Origin of the sequence: Ornithinicoccus halotolerans, from assembly GCF_009602535.1 — a bacterium.
Lineage (GTDB): Bacteria > Actinomycetota > Actinomycetes > Actinomycetales > Dermatophilaceae > Ornithinicoccus > Ornithinicoccus halotolerans.
The window spans coordinates 55,294-70,708 of sequence record NZ_WIQI01000008.1 but is presented as its reverse complement, the minus strand read 5'-3'; the positions used below and the strand labels follow the sequence as shown (position 1 = coordinate 70,708).

Genomic DNA, 15,415 nt, shown 5'->3' with positions numbered 1-15,415 from the left:
CTGACGGCCAGGCGAGTGAGCGTCGACTCGGTCGAGAACACGATCCGCAAGGGGGCGCGGCGCGCATGGCGGCGCCGTTGCCCAGCGAGCCGTCTCCTCCGAACAGCCCGGCGGCGGCCGCCTCCCAGTCCGCACCGGCCAGCACGGTCCGGAAGATCGCCGGCGGGCTGGCGCCGTAGCCGCGCCACGGCTCGGCCTGCCAGGCCCGGGCGTGGGCCCGCGCGAGCGCGCCCTCGTCGAAGGCCTGCCAGCTGGGCAGCCCGGCGAGGTGCTCGGCGAGGGTGAGCATCATGACGGTGTCGTCGGTCCACGTCAGCTCCCCGCCGGCCAGCACCTCCTTCACCGCGGGTGCCGGCACCGGAGCGGAGCCCTCGAACGGCCGCCCCACCGCGTCACCCAGCGCGCCGCCGAGCAGGCAGCCGGTCACCCGGTCGGTCCAGGCAGGCAGTGCTGTGGGGCCAGTCATCGCCTCCCCACGGTAGGCGCCCAGGGTCCCGACACGCCCCGGCCGGGGGCCGCGGGGGGCGTGTCGCGGCGCTGACCTGCGGGGACATGCCGGGGGGAGAAGGCAGGACACGCCGACCCTTGCGCGTCGTGCCGATGCGGCTTACAGTCCCTATATCTAGTAGTTACAGCAGTGTGGTTCGTCCACATCTTGTGCACAGCGGGTAGAATGGTACCCACAGGCTGTCCACAGGCGATCCCCACGTTCATCACCAGGGCGGCCCCGCGCGGGGTCCATCGCGTCGACCCCGGAAGGAGGAGTCAACCATGCACTGCCCGTTCTGCCGGCACACCGACTCCCGGGTCGTCGACAGCCGTGTCCAGGAGGAGGGCACCGTCATCCGCCGGCGCCGCCAGTGCCCCAGCTGCGGGCGCCGGTTCGGCACCGTGGAGAGCGCAATGCTCTCAGTCATCAAGCGTTCCGGCGCGACCGAGCCGTTCAGCCGCGAGAAGGTCATCACCGGCGTGCGCAAGGCCTGCCAGGGCCGGCCGGTCACCGACGACCAGCTGCAGGTGCTGGCGCAGCGGGTGGAGGAGACCATCCGCGGCCTGGGGCAGGCCGAGGTCGACGCCCACGAGGTGGGGCTGGCGATCCTGGCGCCGCTGCGGGAGCTGGACGAGGTCGCCTATTTGCGGTTCGCCAGCGTCTACCAGGCGTTCGAGTCGCTGGAGGACTTCGAGGCCGCCATCACGCTGCTGCGCGCCGAGGGCATCGCGGTGGACCGGCCCGTTCGCGCCGGAAGCACTGTCGGTGGTCGGTGGGAGCCTGCCAAGCAGGAGCCCGAGCACCAGCCGCACACCCCCTAGACCCGGGCCCGCGTCACACGGGATGAGCCGTGTGGCGCGAGCCCGACCCACGCCGAAAACGACGAAGACGACACACGAGACGTCACCACGAGGATGAAGGAGAGGTCATGACGGAGACCACCGGGACACGCTCACGCTCGCGCCGGGCTGACAAGGGGCTGCGCATCGAGCGCATCTACACCACGCCCGGGGTGCACCCCTACGACGAGGTGACCTGGGAGAGCCGCGACGTCGTCCAGCAGAACTGGAAGACGGGGGCGACCATCTTCGAGCAGCGTGGTGTGGAGTTCCCGGACTTCTGGTCAGCCAACGCCTCGACCATCGTCACGACCAAGTACTTCCGCGGCGCCGTCGGCACCCCGCAGCGGGAGACCAGCCTGAAGCAGCTCATCGACCGGGTCGTGCTGACCTACGTCAAGGCGGGCAAGGAGCACGGCTACTTCGCCACCGACGAGGACGCCACCGTCTTCGAGCACGAGCTGACGTATGCGCTCGTGCACCAAGTCTTCAGCTTCAACTCCCCGGTGTGGTTCAACGTCGGCACCAAGAGCCCGCAGCAGGTCTCGGCGTGCTTCATCCTCTCCGTCGACGACTCGATGGACTCGATCCTGAACTGGTACAAGGAGGAGGGCTTCATCTTCAAGGGCGGCTCCGGTGCCGGCCTGAACCTCTCCCGCATCCGCTCCTCCAAGGAGCTGCTCTCCTCCGGCGGCACCGCCTCCGGCCCGGTCTCCTTCATGCGCGGCGCGGACGCCTCCGCGGGCACCATCAAGTCCGGCGGCGCGACCCGCCGCGCGGCCAAGATGGTCGTGCTCGACGTCGACCACCCCGACATCGAGGAGTTCGTCGAGACCAAGGCGCGCGAGGAGGACAAGATCCGCGCGCTGCGCGACGCCGGCTTCGACATGGACCTGGGCGGCAAGGACATCACCTCGGTGCAGTACCAGAACGCCAACAACTCGGTCCGGGTCTCGGACGAGTTCATGAAGGCGGTCGAGGACGGCACCGAGTTCGGGCTGCGCGCCCGGATGACCGGCGAGGTCATCGAGACCGTCGACGCCCGGGAGCTGTTCCAGAAGATCTCGCAGGCCGCGTGGGAGTGCGCCGACCCGGGGCTGCAGTACGACGACACCATCAACGACTGGCACACCAACCCCGAGACCGGCCGGATCATGGCGTCCAACCCGTGCTCGGAGTACATGTCGCTGGACAACTCCAGCTGCAACCTGGCCTCGCTGAACCTGATGAAGTTCCTCAGCGACGACGGCGAGTTCGACGTGGAGACCTACCAGAAGGTCGCCGAGCTGGTCATCACCGCGATGGACATCTCGATCTGCTTCGCCGACTTCCCGACCGAGGCGATCGGGCAGACCACCCGCGACTACCGGCAGCTGGGCATCGGCTACGCCAACCTGGGCGCGCTGCTGATGGCGACCGGCCGCGGCTACGACACCGAGGGTGGCCGGGTGCTGGCGGCGACGCTGACCTCGCTGCTGACCGGTGCCGCCTACAAGCGGTCCGCCGAGATCGCGGCGGTCGTGGGGCCCTACAACGGCTACGCCCGCAACGCCGAGCCGCACAAGCGGGTGATGCGCAAGCACCAGGCCGCCAACGACGAGATCCGCAGCCTGCACCCGATGGACACCTCGGTGCACCGGGCCGCCACCCAGGCCTGGGACCAGGTCGTGAAGCTGGGCGAGAAGCACGGCTACCGCAACGCCCAGGCCAGCGTGCTGGCCCCGACCGGGACCATCGGTTTCATGATGGACTGCGACACCACCGGCATCGAGCCGGACTTCTCGCTGGTGAAGTTCAAGAAGCTGGTCGGTGGCGGCTCGATGCAGATCGTCAACCAGACGGTGCCGCGGGCGCTGAAGGCGCTCGGCTACACCGACGAGGTCTCCGAGGCGATCGTGGAGTACATCGCCGAGCACGGCCACGTCATCGACGCCCCCGGGCTGAAGCCGGAGCACTACGAGGTCTTCGACTGCGCGATGGGGGAGCGGGCGATCCGCCCGATGGGCCACGTGCGGATGATGGCCGCGGTGCAGCCGTTCCTGTCCGGCGCGATCTCCAAGACGGTCAACGTGCCGGAGACCGCGACGGTGGAGGACATCGCCGAGGTCTACATGCAGGGTTGGAAGCTCGGCCTGAAGGCGCTGGCGGTGTACCGCGACAACGCCAAGGTGGGCCAGCCGCTGTCCGACGGCAAGGACAAGAAGAAGGACAGCGAGGCCGAGGTCGAGAAGGTCATCGAGTACCGCCCGGTCCGCAAGCGGCTGCCGAAGCGGCGCTCCTCGCAGACCACCTCGTTCTCCGTCGGCGGTGCTGAGGGCTACCTGACCGCCGGGACCTACGAGTCCGGCGACCTCGGCGAGATCTTCCTGAAGTTCGGCAAGCAGGGCTCGACCCTGGCCGGGGTGATGGATGCCTTCTCGATCGCGGTCTCGGTCGGCCTGCAGTACGGCGTGCCGCTGGAGACCTACGTGGAGAAGTTCACCAACCTGCGGTTCGAGCCGGCCGGGATGACCGACGACCCGGACGTGCGGATGGCCCAGTCCCTGATGGACTACGTCTTCCGCCGGCTGGCGCTGGACTACCTGGACTTCGACACCCGGTCCTTCATGGGCATCCACACCGCCGAGGAGCGGGCCCGCCAGCTGGAGACCGGCTCCTACGCGCCGGACTCGGAGGACAACGAGGAGTCCTACGAGGACACCATGGAGTCCTACAGCCAGTCGGTGGCCCCGGCCAGCAAGCGGGCGGAGGAGAAGCCGGCGGTCGAGGACAAGTCCGGCACCGGCGCGGCCTCGGCCAAGGCGGTCGATGACACCGAGATCCACTCCTCGGCCGAGCTGATGGAGAAGTTCCAGGGCAAGGCCGCCGACGCCCCGATGTGCATGACCTGCGGCACGAAGATGCGGCCGGCCGGCTCCTGCTACGTCTGCGAGGGCTGCGGCAGCACCAGCGGCTGCAGCTGACCAGCGGCAGTGAACCGGTAGCGGCCCCGCGCCACCTGGCGCGGGGCCGCTATTTACCCGCACTGACGCGCGGGGCTCCTGTTGCCAAGTTTGGCAACAGGGGCTAACCTCCAAACGTGGACTCTGAGACCCCGTCGGCTGCCAGCGTCCTGCGTAACATGCGCCGTCGCAAGCAGAGGACGCTGCGCGAAGCTGCGAAGGACCTGGGTGTGGCGCCGTCGCAGCTCTCCAGAGCTGAACGCGGTGAACGGCGGCTTGGGGAGAGCCTTGCTGGACGTATGGCTCAGTACTACGGTGTCACTGAGGATCTACTACTGTTGGCGGAAGGCCGGATTCCGGACGATGTGATCGATATCATCCGTCAGCGACCGGAGTTGCTCGAAAGGATCCGGCACTGGGCTAGGGAAGAGCATACGAGGGAGGGGCCGGGCGATGACTGACGCTACCTCTTGGGGAAGAGCGCTAGAAGGTCAGCGGGCTGGTGACTATGAATTGGTGGGCCTTTTAGGCACTGGTCGCTTTGGATGGGTGTTCGAGGCGCATCACCTTGAGACTAAGCACAGGGCGGCGATCAAGGTTTTGATTCCCAACGCTGACTCTAGCGCCCGTGCTGAGTTCGCCAATGAAGCCGCGCTACTGCGCCGCCTCGTTGGAAGTTCCAGTGTCGTGCAAGTCACGTCAAGTGATCACTTCCAATTTGCCGTGACAGCCGGGGGTCAATCGCTCCCGCTACGTGTAGACTTTCACGTACTGGAGCTTGCGCAGGGTTGCCTAGAGTCGCTACTACTCGAAGGGAGTCGTATCGAGTGGGCGGATCGGCTTTCCCTATGGAGGGGCTGTGTCAGGGGGATACACCAGATGCACCTCAAGCGCACAGCACACAGAGATTTAAAGAGTTCCAACTGTCTTCTATTTGAGCGGCGCCACAATGTCGTGGAATCTAAGGTGTCCGACCTTGGGCGGGGAAGGGACCTCCGTGCCGGCCCCATGCACCCCCCAGAACTATACCTAGTTGGCCTCGGGGATCTCCGCTTTGCTCCCCCAGAGTTTATCGCCTGTCAGGGGTCTGATCGCCCAGAGGGCCACCTCGCTGCGGACCTGTACGGTCTCGGCTCGCTCCTCTTCGAGTTGGCCACTGGGCAGTGCATCACGGCCATGGCTCTGGGGCCTGGACCGCAACTTGTGCGTGAGAATCTGGAGTTGAGAGCGAAGGGCCAGACTATCGAACTGTCTGGCATGCGGGGGGAATACGAATCAGCCTTCAAAGTGTTCGAGCGTTCCCTTCCGCCAGTAATTAGGCAGCATGGGGGCCAGTTGCTCAGGCAGCTATGCGACCCGGTCCCGTCCCGAAGGCTCGAGAAGACCAAGTTTGGGAGGTATCCCTCAGGTACCGGTCTCGAATGGCTGATCCGCCGAGCGGACATAGTTATCCGAACTCTGGCCTCCCAAGCGCGTGAAGCCGAGCGAATTGCCCTTAAGAAGGGGGCCTAGTGACTGTTCCCGCAACCCTATGGGATCGTGAACTCGACGCTTTCTTTCCTGGTGGAGCTAACCTCCGGCCCGTACGGCCGGGCGTTGCTCTACAAGAGGTCGGGGAAGCGCACGTCCAGGGGGCGGCCTTGCATAGCAAGGCGGCAGAGGGCGAACTTCAACGCAGTCTCGATTCCTGGCTTGAGCAAGCGCGTCTAGAGGCAGATCGAGCGAGGCGGCTGGCGGAGGAACGGCCGCGCTCGCGAATCAGTTGGGCCAGGTCATCCTGCGCACAGGAGAATGCTGGTCGGGGCGATTTGGCACGGGCACACGCGCTGCGTGTCGTCGAATTGTTCAACGAGTATGAGCATGATTCGGAAATGGATTTGGCCGCATTGGCGACGGCCTTGACTGTCTTGGCGCGGCAGGCACGGGAAGGGGAGCTAAGGAGTGCTGCCTCAAGCCTCCCGAACGACGAGGGCCTCCGCGCCCTGAAGGCAAGCGTTTACGCCAGGTTAGACGACACAGCGACTGCGCTTTCTCATCTTGAGCCTTTGCCTGATGACTCGCACGCCGCTCTCGCGGGATATCTATATCTCAAAGGCGGAGATGCTCAGCGCGCTATCCACTACCTTCGACGCGCGCTTAGATACAATGACCGTGACCCTAGTGCATGGCTAAACCTCGCCTTGGCGCTGCGCGATGCAGGTTCCATCAGAAAGGCAGTAAAGGCGGCTGCTGCAGCCCGGAGCGCTGCGCCAGGCAGGATAGATGCAATGCAGGTCCACCTGGAGACGCTGGCCAGTGCGGGAGAATGGGACATTTTAGAATCTGAGATCGGGCAGGCTGAGGAGAAAAGAATTGCCCCATCTGTAGGCACCCTCATTGTCAAGGCGCGCCTACTCCTACGAAAAGGTAGGCATGGTGAGGCAACATTTGCACTGCGTCAGGCCGAAGGCATAGCCCATGAGGCGGGGCAGGAGCAACTAGGGATGGAACTGAAAGGCAATCAGGTTGTTCTCGCCTTTGCCGGAGGCCGATTGTCCCGCACGAAGGCTCGGGCGCAGATTCTTGAGGCGGTGCAGACGTGTCCGGATAGCCTTGCCCTCGGGGACATGTTGGCTACGGTCTCTAGTTTGAGGAGTGAGGCTGCTGATCTCGCACCCGTTGCCACTCGTTGGGCACAGAGTCATGAGTCGTTCGCGTTCTCTATTCGCGCTCGAACATCTTTCCTGGCCTCTGACTGGGAAAGATCGTCGATGGAGGTGCGTGAATGGCTTGCGGCGCATCCTTCGGATGCGGATGCTCTGGTTAGTTACTTGTCTGTGGTGGGCCACGTTGACAATGACTGGGAGTCTGCTGCTCGAGTGGCTCGAATGGCTGCGTCCAGTAAAGAGCTGTCAGCGTCTATGGTTAACCAGGCTGCATATTCCCTGGTTCTGGCGGGCGCACCATTGGAGGCGCGCGGACTGCTTTTGCGGGCGCCGAGCTGGAACTTTCGTCTGGAGGCCACTCAAGGGCTCGTAGCGCTGAGCCTTGGGCATGTGCGCGGAGGCCTGGAACTGTACGCAAGCGCTGCCAGGATGATCACCGCGCCGGAGGAGCGGGAGGAGCAGGATGGCCTCTTGCGGCTCCATCTGCGACTTGGCCTCTTGTCGTTGGGGCTATGGGGGGCAGAGCTGCAGCGAGAAGTAAAGCAAAGGCGTCTAGACGTGAAGCATCTGCCGCGCGATTGGCGTGATAAGTCGTCGTTCTTAGTGTTGGAGCACCGAGCCAGACTGAACGGTTGGCCCTGGCCATTCGAGTGAATTGCATGCAACATTTGGATGCGGGTTCACTTGGGTCCTCCGAAAGTTATTGCTGAAGCGCCAGCGTGCGACTATATCGGGTGCCCTCTTCGGAGCTGGGTGCCTAGACGAGAGAGAATCTGTGCTGGGCGTCGGCGGGCAAGGGGCGGTCCAGCCTGAGGGTCAGAGCCATCGGTCGCTCGCCCTCGTGACTCACGTAGTGCGCTGGACCGACGAACAAGTAGGGAGCAGCGCCCAGCTCGGTCAACTTCTGTTCGCGGACGAACAGCAGCAATTGGGAGCCCCGCTCGGCGTGGTGAATGTATCGCTGTCCAGTTGGCGAAGACTCGCTGGTCGTTGACTGGCTCTCCCAGTGGAAGAGTCGATCACTGATGGCGTAGTCCCGGTAGAGCGTGGTGGGGGAGAAGTCGCTTTCGGCCTTCTTGGTGGTCACGAAGAACACGTCGGTGTTGGCCTCTTCACACCAGAGCACGCCCTGCATCACGCTAGTCGGTTTTCGGCGCAGCGAGGCATAGCGCAACGCGGCGACGATCTCTTCGCGGCTGTACCGGGCGTGTAGCCGCAGCGGCGACCACACCAGCGGCCCGGCCAAGCGGGGGGTGAGGTGGACGGCGCTCTCTAGCCCCGCTTCGATGACCTGGCGCAGCTCCGCCCGTGCTGCCGACTCACGTGTGAGGGCTCGGATGCCCTCGGCGATGGAGGTGAAACCCCCTCCGTCTGGCCACAAGGAGAAGAACAGCATGTCGGCGAAGAGCTGCTCCTGCCCGCGGAGGGAGTTGTACAGCGGAACAGAGGCCCCCAGCAGACGAAGGTAGGTCTCCGCGCGGTCCGGGTCTTCGACGTGTGCGACCGCCGGCACACGGCGGAGCAGTTGCTCCTCACGCGGTCCGCCGGCCAACGTTGGCAGGCCGGCGTCACGGCGGAGCCGAGTCCAGCTGCGGTCACCCTTGATGATGTCGGCCAGCTCCGCGCCGGATTCGTGCCGGAACTCCGCGAGGTTCATCTCCCCGTAGCTGCGCAGCTCGGTCACCAGTCCGGCCCACCGACTCGTGACCTGGCTCCTGATGTTCTGCAGCACGTTCTGGCGGGTCACCGAGTCGAGCACGATCTGGCTACCAGCCGGCAGCTGAGGGAAACCCTTGGTGACCTGGTCCAGCACGCCTCGCCGCGTAGCGCCGGTCAGGGCGCGGAACTTCTGGTCGAAGCGGAACTCTTTGCGCTGGTGCCCCACGAAATCCAGCGCAGTCAGCACTGGTTTGTCGGTCGCATGCCGGAGCCCGCGGCCCAGCTGCTGGAGGAAGACGGTGGCGCTCTCCGTCGGCCGCAGGAACAGGACGGTGTCGACCTCCGGGATGTCCACGCCCTCGTTGAACATGTCCACGGTGAAGAGCACCTTCACGTCGCCGCGGACCAGGCGGCGCACCGCCTCACTCCGCTCGGCGGAGTAGGGGTCGGAGGTGACAGCCAGGGACGGGATGCCCGCCTCGGTGAAGACTCGAGCCATGTAGGCGGCGTGAGCCATCGAGACACAGAAGCCAAGCGCCCTCATGGACGCCGGGTCGGTCACCTTGTCGCGGACCTGGCTCAGCACGACTCGAGCACGAGCGTCATTCCCTGTATAGAGGTTCTCGAGTCCCTCGACGTCGTAGCGGCCCCGCTTCCACTCCACGCCACGCAGGTCCACGTTGTCGGCGACCCCAAAGTAGTGGAACGGGACCAGCAGGTCCGCCTCGAGGGCATCCCACAGCCGCAGCTCGGCAGCCGTGTGGCCGTCGAAGAAGCGCCGGACATCGGTGCCGTCGGTGCGCTCCGGCGTCGCCGTCAGCCCCAACAGCTCCCGGGGAGCGAGGTGGGAGAGCAGGTTCCGATAGGTCCTCGCCTCGGCATGGTGGAACTCATCGACCACGACGACCTCGAAGGCATCAGCCGGGATCTGCTCGACGCCGTGCCGAGTGAGTGACTGGACCGAGGCGAAGACGTGCTCCCAGCGCTCCGGGCGCGATCCGCTGAAGTAGGTCTCGCCGAACGTCGCGTCACCGAGCACCTCACGGTAGGTGCGCAGCGACTGCTGCAGGATCTCCTGCCGGTGCGCAACGAAGAGCAGCCGTGGCCGCTGTCCTGCGGCCTCGCTGAGCCGCTTGTAGTCCAGGGCCGCGACTACTGTCTTGCCGGTGCCGGTAGCGGCGACGACCAGGTTGCGGTGACGGTCGTGCACCTCCCGCTCGACGGCGAGCTGCTCCAGGATGGTCGCCTGGTGCGGGTAGGGGCGGACCTCCAGACCGGACAGGTGCAGGTCGATCCGCGCTCCGCCACGACGGCCGGAAGCGAGGGCCAGGGCGTCGTCGAGACGGTCCCGGTCCTCGTCGGGGTGGTAGCTCTCGAACGCCGGGTCGTTCCAGTAGGTGTCGAAGGTGCCAGCGAACTTGCGCATGAGGGACGGGGTCGCGACCTGGGAGAGGCGGACGTTCCACTCCACGCCGTCGAGGAGCGCGCTGCGGGAGAGGTTGGAGGAGCCGACGAAAGCCGTGTCGAAGCCGCTACGCCGCCGGAACAGCCACGCCTTAGCGTGCAGCCGGGTGCGCTGGGTGTCGTAGTGGACCTTCACCTCGGCCCCGTAGCGGCGGGTCAGCTCATCGAGCGCGCGCCGCTCGGTGCTTCCCAGGTAGGTCGTCGTGATCACCCGGAATGGGACCTGGTGGTCACGGAGGAGGGAGAGCTCCTCTACCAGCACCCGCATGCCGTGCCAGCGCACGAAGGCACAGAGCAGGTCGACCTCGTCGGCGGTTGTCAGCTCCGCCCGCAGCTCCGCTCCGAGGTTCGGTTCATCGACCGCGTTGGTCAGCAGGGCCGCCTCCGACAGCGGCGTGGCCGGCCGTCGCCGCCAGTCGCGAACCATGCCACCCGGCCGGCTCTGCCGATTGATGGCCGTGAGGTGCCGGGTGGGAGGCTGCACGGCGTCCTCTGGCGAGGACAGATCCGCAAGCAGCTGGTTGACGAGGAGGAGTCGTTGCCGCCGGTCGCTGGTCGCGCTCAGCCGACGTGCCACGGCGTCTCCGACGTGGCGGGCAAGCACGCTGACCTCGTCCGAATCGTCCACTCGTCGCTCCGCGACCACATGACCGTCATCGATAGCCTCGAGCTGTCGCGCCAGCGCCTCGGTGATGAGTGCCTCGTAGATTCCCTCGTCCACCGTGCCTCCCCTCGGTGCCCGCCAGCTTGCCATTTGTTTAGGGCATGGCCGAGCACCGAACTGCCACGGATGTCGGAAGGACGCGCCCCCTGCGCTACCGCGCCCTGATGGAGTGGCCGAGCGACTGCCGAAGCGTCACTTGTCGCAGATCACGTAGGTCGGAAGGTGCCGGGGTCAGCCTCTGGGGCCGACCGGCAGGCGTGAAGGTGGCCTCGGCCGCAGATGCTCGCCGCGTTGACCGTGACGAAGTCGAAGGCCTCGTCCTCCAGCGGGTTGGCGGCGTAGTCGAACCCGCTCTGGACGAAGCCGATCCCGTAGGCGCACGCGAAGCCGGTCCCGTAGACGAACCGCCGGTACTGGCGGGTGTGCACCAGCTCGTGTGCCATCAGCTCCCGGTCTCCATCGACCGTGGCGTCCCACGGCTCGTCCAGGTAGATCAGCCCGCCCAGAGTGACACCCAGATAGCTGGTCGCGCCGAAGCACATCGCGTCGGTCTCCTCACCTGAACCAGTCAGCCGACAGCAGAGCGTCGTCGAGTCTCCGTAGTACGCCATCCGCAGCTACCTTCGTCCCGGGAGCATCTCGAAGTCGCGTGTGGAGCCGTTGGCCCAGAGACAGGTCGATCGCAACGATCGTGCCGGTCGTGTGCTCGGTCGTGGCACCAGACTTCTCGACCTGCATCCCGAGGACGAGCTCGGTGATCTCGTAGACAGCGGGGGGCGATGCCCTCAATCTCGTAGGCGATGTGGTCCGGGTTCCGTCGGAGCTGCGATAGTCGCGTCCAGTGTCCCGGCGCACGTTGTCGGCGATCTGGTCGGCCGACGAGGCCGAGCCGTAGGAACGGGCAGGGTCTCGGCCAAGCCTTTCAAGGAGGGCCAGATCCACCCCTCGGCTGAGCTGATGGAGAAGTTCCAGGCAAGGCCGCCGACGCATCGAATGCATGACCTGCGTCAGCACCTGCGATCTTCGCGGTCCGCGGTCGGGCAGTGTTGCCACCGTCGACCTTCTCGAGCAGCAACCCTGATGACTGGTGTGCTGCCGCGCCAACCTGAGATGCGCCGTGCTGCCTATTCCTCTGACTCACCACTCGTACGGCCGCGCTGGCTACTCGGTGGAGCCTTCCCCGGCCCGGCCGCCATCCCTGCGTCCCGGGCAAGGGCGACGGCTTCAAGGCGCGAGGCGACGCCGAGCTTGGTGAGGACGGCGGAGACGTTGTTGCGGACGGTCTTGGGGCTCAGGAAGAGATGCGCGGCGATCCGGTCGGTCGACCAGCCACGGACCAGCAGCTCCAGGATCTCGAACTCGCGGTTGGACAGGTCGGCGAAGGGTTGCGGGCGCGACGGTGCAGCGAGCGCCGCCCCCAGCCGCGTCGACACCGCGCGGCTGAGCAGGACCTTGCCGCGTGCGACGGCCTGAATGCCGGTGACGATCTCGTCATGGTCGGCGCCCTTGACCACGTAGCCGCGTGCGCCCGCCCGCAGCGCGGCCAGCAGCGAGGTGTCGTCCTCGAACATGGTCAGCACCAGCACTCCGAGGTCCGGCTGATCGGTGAGCAGCCGGGAGGTGGCCTCGACACCGCTGATCCCCGGCAGGTGCAGGTCCATCACCACGACGTCCGGGACGGTGTCGTGGACCACCCCGAGCGCGGACTCGCCGTCGGACGCCTCGCCCACGACGACGATGCCGTCGACCTCGTCGAAGAGATCCTTCAGGCCGCGGCGGTAGACCGAGTGGTCGTCGCAGATCACCACGCGGACGTCCGGTGGTCCCATCAGCCCCCTCCGATCGGTAGGTCGGCGTGGACCCGGGTGCCGGCGTCGGCGGAGCCGGTCAGCGTGCAATGTCCGCCGAGCTCCTCAGCCCGCTCGCGCATCGAGGTTGTACCGACCCCCTCGGCCCGCCCCGTGGCCAACCCGTGGCCGTCATCGTGCACGGTGACGGCCAGGGCCTCTCCGGGGGCCTCGCCTTCCACGGCTACGGAGACAACGATCTTGCGGGCGGCGGCGTGCCGGACGGCATTGGTGACTGCCTCGACGGCGATCCGGTATGCGGCGACCTCGACGGCGGCCGGCAAGGGCGGCAGTGGCTGCGTGGCCACCACAGTCAGGGCCGGCCCGCCTGGTGCCTCGAACCCTGCCACCGTCGCCCGGAGGGCATCGACGAGCCCCAGTTCGTCGAGGGCGGGCGGCCGGAGGTCCTCGACGGTGCGGCGCACCGTCGTGATCGCGTCCTGGGCGGTGTGGCGCAGATCAACCAGCACGGACTCCTCGGCACCGCCGGTGCGCCGCGCGCGCAACGTGGCGGCGTCGAGCCGGACCGCGATCGCGGCGAGCAGCGGGCCGAGTTCGTCGTGCAGGTCGTGCCGCAGCCGACGGCGTTCTTCCTCGCGGGCGACGACGAGCCGCTCACGGGAACGCCGCAGGTCGTCGGTGAGCCGGAACGCCGCCGCTCCAGCCGCGATCGGGTAGGCGAGTCGCTCGAGCAGGTCACGGTCCCGAGAGGAGAGCGGCTCACCGGGGCTGCGTCGGCACACGGTCAGCGTGCCGCGGTGGGTGCCGGCGTGCACGAGCGGAACGGTGGTCAGGCAGTCCTCGGTCGCCCACGCCGGCCGGTGACCCGCCGCGGTCGCGTAGGCGGACTCCTCGTCCCCGCCCCCGCGAGCGACCTCGATCGCCACCCAAGGCACCGCCAGCGAGGCGGCGATGCGCTCCGCGGCTCGGTCGAGCGCCGTCGTCGGCTCGGCCGTGAGCTCCAGCGTGCGGCCGAGGTCGGTCAACGCGCGGTCCGGGTCGTCCCGATGGCCGTAGAGCGCTCGCCCCACGGCCCGCTGCAGCCAGACTCGGGTGGGCTGGAACACCGCGGCCACGGCGCCGGCCGCGAGCAGTGACTCCGGCAGACCGGCCCGCCGTTGCAGGAGGTTCGACACCGCCTCCACCACGAGGGCGTAGCCACCGACCACCACCACCGTCAGACCGATCCAGACCAGCGACCGCCGCACGGCGATCTCCAGGTCGTAGAGCCGATAGCGCAGGACACAGAGGGTGGCGGCGATGGGGAGCAGCGGTAGCACGACGGTCTGCACGTACGGCCCCGCGGTGGACAGCGGGGGCGTGGCACCGAGCGCGACGATCACCAGCGTCGCGGCGACGACGTAGGGCGCGATGCGCCGCCGCTCACCGGGCGCGGCCCGGCGCAGCCGCAGCACCAGGGAGGCGAAGGACGCCAGCCCGCACAACCCCAGCACCGTCAGCAGCGGCTCAGTCAGCTGCGCGGCGACCTCGCTGGCGAGGAACGGGTTCGGCACCAGTTCGTCCTGGCTGAGGTGGATCTGTGGCGTGAGCATCCACGCCACCACGAGGGCCGCGATGACGGCGCCGCTGGTCCAGACGAGCACACGCCACCGGTGTGAGAGCGGCGAACCATCGGGGAACAGCAGCAGCAGGACCGTGAGCTGCGGACCCAGCGCGAACACGTAGATCCATTCCGACACCCACGCGGCCGCGAGCACTCCCGGCCATTGCCAGGCCTGCGCCGCGGTCACCCACGCCGATACCGCGATGGACGCCACATACGCCACGCCTGACAAGGCGAACAGCCAGCCCATCGGATTGTCCGGCACCCGGGAGGCCAAGTACCCACCGAGCACGGCGCTGACGCTGCCGACGACGGCGCCAACCAGCACGTGGCTGGCCACCAGCTGACCGCCGGCCGCCGTCATCACCGCGAAGGACGCCACGGCCACCACAGGCGGCACGACCATCAGGACACCGGCCACCGCGCCGGAACGCGACCGCGTAAATGCGGTCGCGCCCCCGACGGTGGGCTGCGTCACGGCCTCACTGTGCCACAGCCCCGCCCCGGCGCGAGGCGATGACCAGCGCCGTCCCGTACGCGGCAGCGTCCACGGCGAGTACTGCCAGCATCGCCGGCCCGGTCGCGATCGCACCCGACGCGAAGCCGGCCAACACCATCGCCACCGGCACCCAGCGCGGCACCGTGTTCGCCCGCCACAGCGAGGCTGCGAAGAGCACCAGGCCCAGCGCGAACATCGGCACCGACCAGAAGCTGACCGGCAGCGTGACCAGGGCCTCGGTCCGCTGAGCCGCTTCTACCACGGCAAGACCAGCCGCGGGCTCGACGCCGGGTGCGGTAGCCCAGAACAACAGGTAGCCGTGCGTCACCTGGCTCAGCGAGTTGAAGGCCAGACCGACCGCGGCCAGCGTGGCGCCGACTGTGGCCAGGGTGCGGCCGGGGCCGGGTACCAGATACCGGCGCAGCGTCAGCACCAGCGCGATCATGAGCAGCCCGCCGACCGCAACGATCACCTTCGCGGCGGCGTGCCGCTCCCGGACATCGCCGACCTGATCGAGCGCGGCGGTGACGTTCTCGGGAAGCGTGGGGTGCAGGGCATAGCCGAGGTTGAACAGGATGGGGCCAGCGATAAGCAGCAGGCCGCCGGCGAGTAGGCGGCCCCGCCCGGCGCCGGTACGGGTCGGCAGCGATGGCGAAGTGATAGTCACGGGAACTCCTCGGTCAGACGGAAGGACCCGTCCACGGTGCGCCTCGCGGCGTCCCGCGGACCAGGGTCAGGTATCACGCCGTCGCGGGAGATCTGCGATCCTCGCCCACTGCCGAGAGCTACCCCCTGCTGGTGA

11 protein-coding genes are annotated in these 15,415 nt (G+C 67.3%); 5 read left to right on the top strand and 6 right to left on the bottom strand.

Annotated elements, in window-relative coordinates; all coding sequences use genetic code 11:
- Positions 1-466: ADP-ribosylglycohydrolase family protein (locus tag GFJ45_RS03440; protein WP_194288500.1), on the bottom strand; the 466-nt coding region annotated here is incomplete at its 3' end.
- Positions 467-771: 305 nt separating this feature from the next.
- Between GFJ45_RS03440 and nrdR the strand changes: the two genes are divergently transcribed.
- The 5 genes from nrdR to GFJ45_RS16245 all read left to right on the top strand — a co-directional run bounded on the left by nrdR (position 772) and on the right by GFJ45_RS16245 (position 7,570).
- On the top strand, positions 772-1,311 hold the full coding sequence (gene nrdR, locus GFJ45_RS03435; protein ID WP_153394176.1) for a transcriptional regulator NrdR: 540 nt from the start codon (positions 772-774) through the stop codon (positions 1,309-1,311).
- A gap of 107 nt (positions 1,312-1,418) precedes the next feature.
- Positions 1,419-4,292, top strand: a complete 2,874-nt coding sequence (locus GFJ45_RS03430; protein WP_153394174.1) for a vitamin B12-dependent ribonucleotide reductase — start codon at positions 1,419-1,421, stop codon at positions 4,290-4,292.
- A gap of 116 nt (positions 4,293-4,408) precedes the next feature.
- The gene (locus GFJ45_RS03425; RefSeq protein ID WP_153394171.1) at positions 4,409-4,732 is read left to right on the top strand and encodes a helix-turn-helix domain-containing protein; all 324 of its coding nucleotides are present in this window, start codon (positions 4,409-4,411) and stop codon (positions 4,730-4,732) included.
- Positions 4,725-5,783, top strand: a complete 1,059-nt coding sequence (locus GFJ45_RS17040; protein ID WP_153394169.1) for a protein kinase domain-containing protein — start codon at positions 4,725-4,727, stop codon at positions 5,781-5,783. The genes GFJ45_RS03425 and GFJ45_RS17040 overlap by 8 nt, the downstream gene beginning before the upstream one ends.
- Before the next feature lie 755 nt (positions 5,784-6,538).
- Entirely contained in the window at positions 6,539-7,570 is a 1,032-nt protein-coding gene (locus GFJ45_RS16245) for a hypothetical protein (RefSeq protein WP_194288499.1), read from the top strand.
- A 103-nt stretch (positions 7,571-7,673) separates the two neighbouring features.
- Here GFJ45_RS16245 and GFJ45_RS03410 read toward each other — a convergent pair whose 3' ends face one another.
- From GFJ45_RS03410 to GFJ45_RS03390, 5 genes are all read right to left on the bottom strand, one after another.
- Positions 7,674-10,760 (bottom strand): DUF3427 domain-containing protein, encoded by a 3,087-nt coding sequence (locus GFJ45_RS03410; protein ID WP_228386418.1) that lies wholly within the window; start codon positions 10,758-10,760, stop codon positions 7,674-7,676.
- Between the two features lie 149 nt (positions 10,761-10,909).
- Positions 10,910-11,314, bottom strand: a complete 405-nt coding sequence (locus GFJ45_RS03405; RefSeq protein ID WP_153394163.1) for an eCIS core domain-containing protein — start codon at positions 11,312-11,314, stop codon at positions 10,910-10,912.
- 513 nt (positions 11,315-11,827) lie between these two features.
- A complete protein-coding gene (locus GFJ45_RS03400) occupies positions 11,828-12,532 on the bottom strand; it encodes a response regulator (RefSeq protein ID WP_153394160.1) in 705 nt (234 codons plus the stop codon).
- Positions 12,532-14,592 (bottom strand): sensor histidine kinase, encoded by a 2,061-nt coding sequence (locus GFJ45_RS03395; RefSeq protein ID WP_153394158.1) that lies wholly within the window; start codon positions 14,590-14,592, stop codon positions 12,532-12,534. Before GFJ45_RS03395 ends, GFJ45_RS03400 begins: the two co-directional genes overlap by 1 nt.
- 4 nt (positions 14,593-14,596) lie before the next feature.
- Positions 14,597-15,280, bottom strand: a complete 684-nt coding sequence (locus GFJ45_RS03390; protein ID WP_153394156.1) for a hypothetical protein — start codon at positions 15,278-15,280, stop codon at positions 14,597-14,599.
- Positions 15,281-15,415: the final 135 nt, after the last annotated feature.

Excerpts from the sequence above, each read along its gene's own strand:
- nrdR (WP_153394176.1), top strand. The coding sequence starts at position 772 with ATGCACTGCCCGTTCTGCCGGCACACCGACTCCCGGGTCGTCGACAGC.
- GFJ45_RS03430 (WP_153394174.1), top strand. The coding sequence starts at position 1,419 with ATGACGGAGACCACCGGGACACGCTCACGCTCGCGCCGGGCTGACAAG.
- GFJ45_RS17040 (WP_153394169.1), top strand. The coding sequence starts at position 4,725 with ATGACTGACGCTACCTCTTGGGGAAGAGCGCTAGAAGGTCAGCGGGCT.
- GFJ45_RS16245 (WP_194288499.1), top strand. The coding sequence starts at position 6,539 with ATGCAGGTCCACCTGGAGACGCTGGCCAGTGCGGGAGAATGGGACATT.
- GFJ45_RS03405 (WP_153394163.1), bottom strand. The coding sequence starts at position 11,314 with ATGGCGTACTACGGAGACTCGACGACGCTCTGCTGTCGGCTGACTGGT.
- GFJ45_RS03400 (WP_153394160.1), bottom strand. The coding sequence starts at position 12,532 with ATGGGACCACCGGACGTCCGCGTGGTGATCTGCGACGACCACTCGGTC.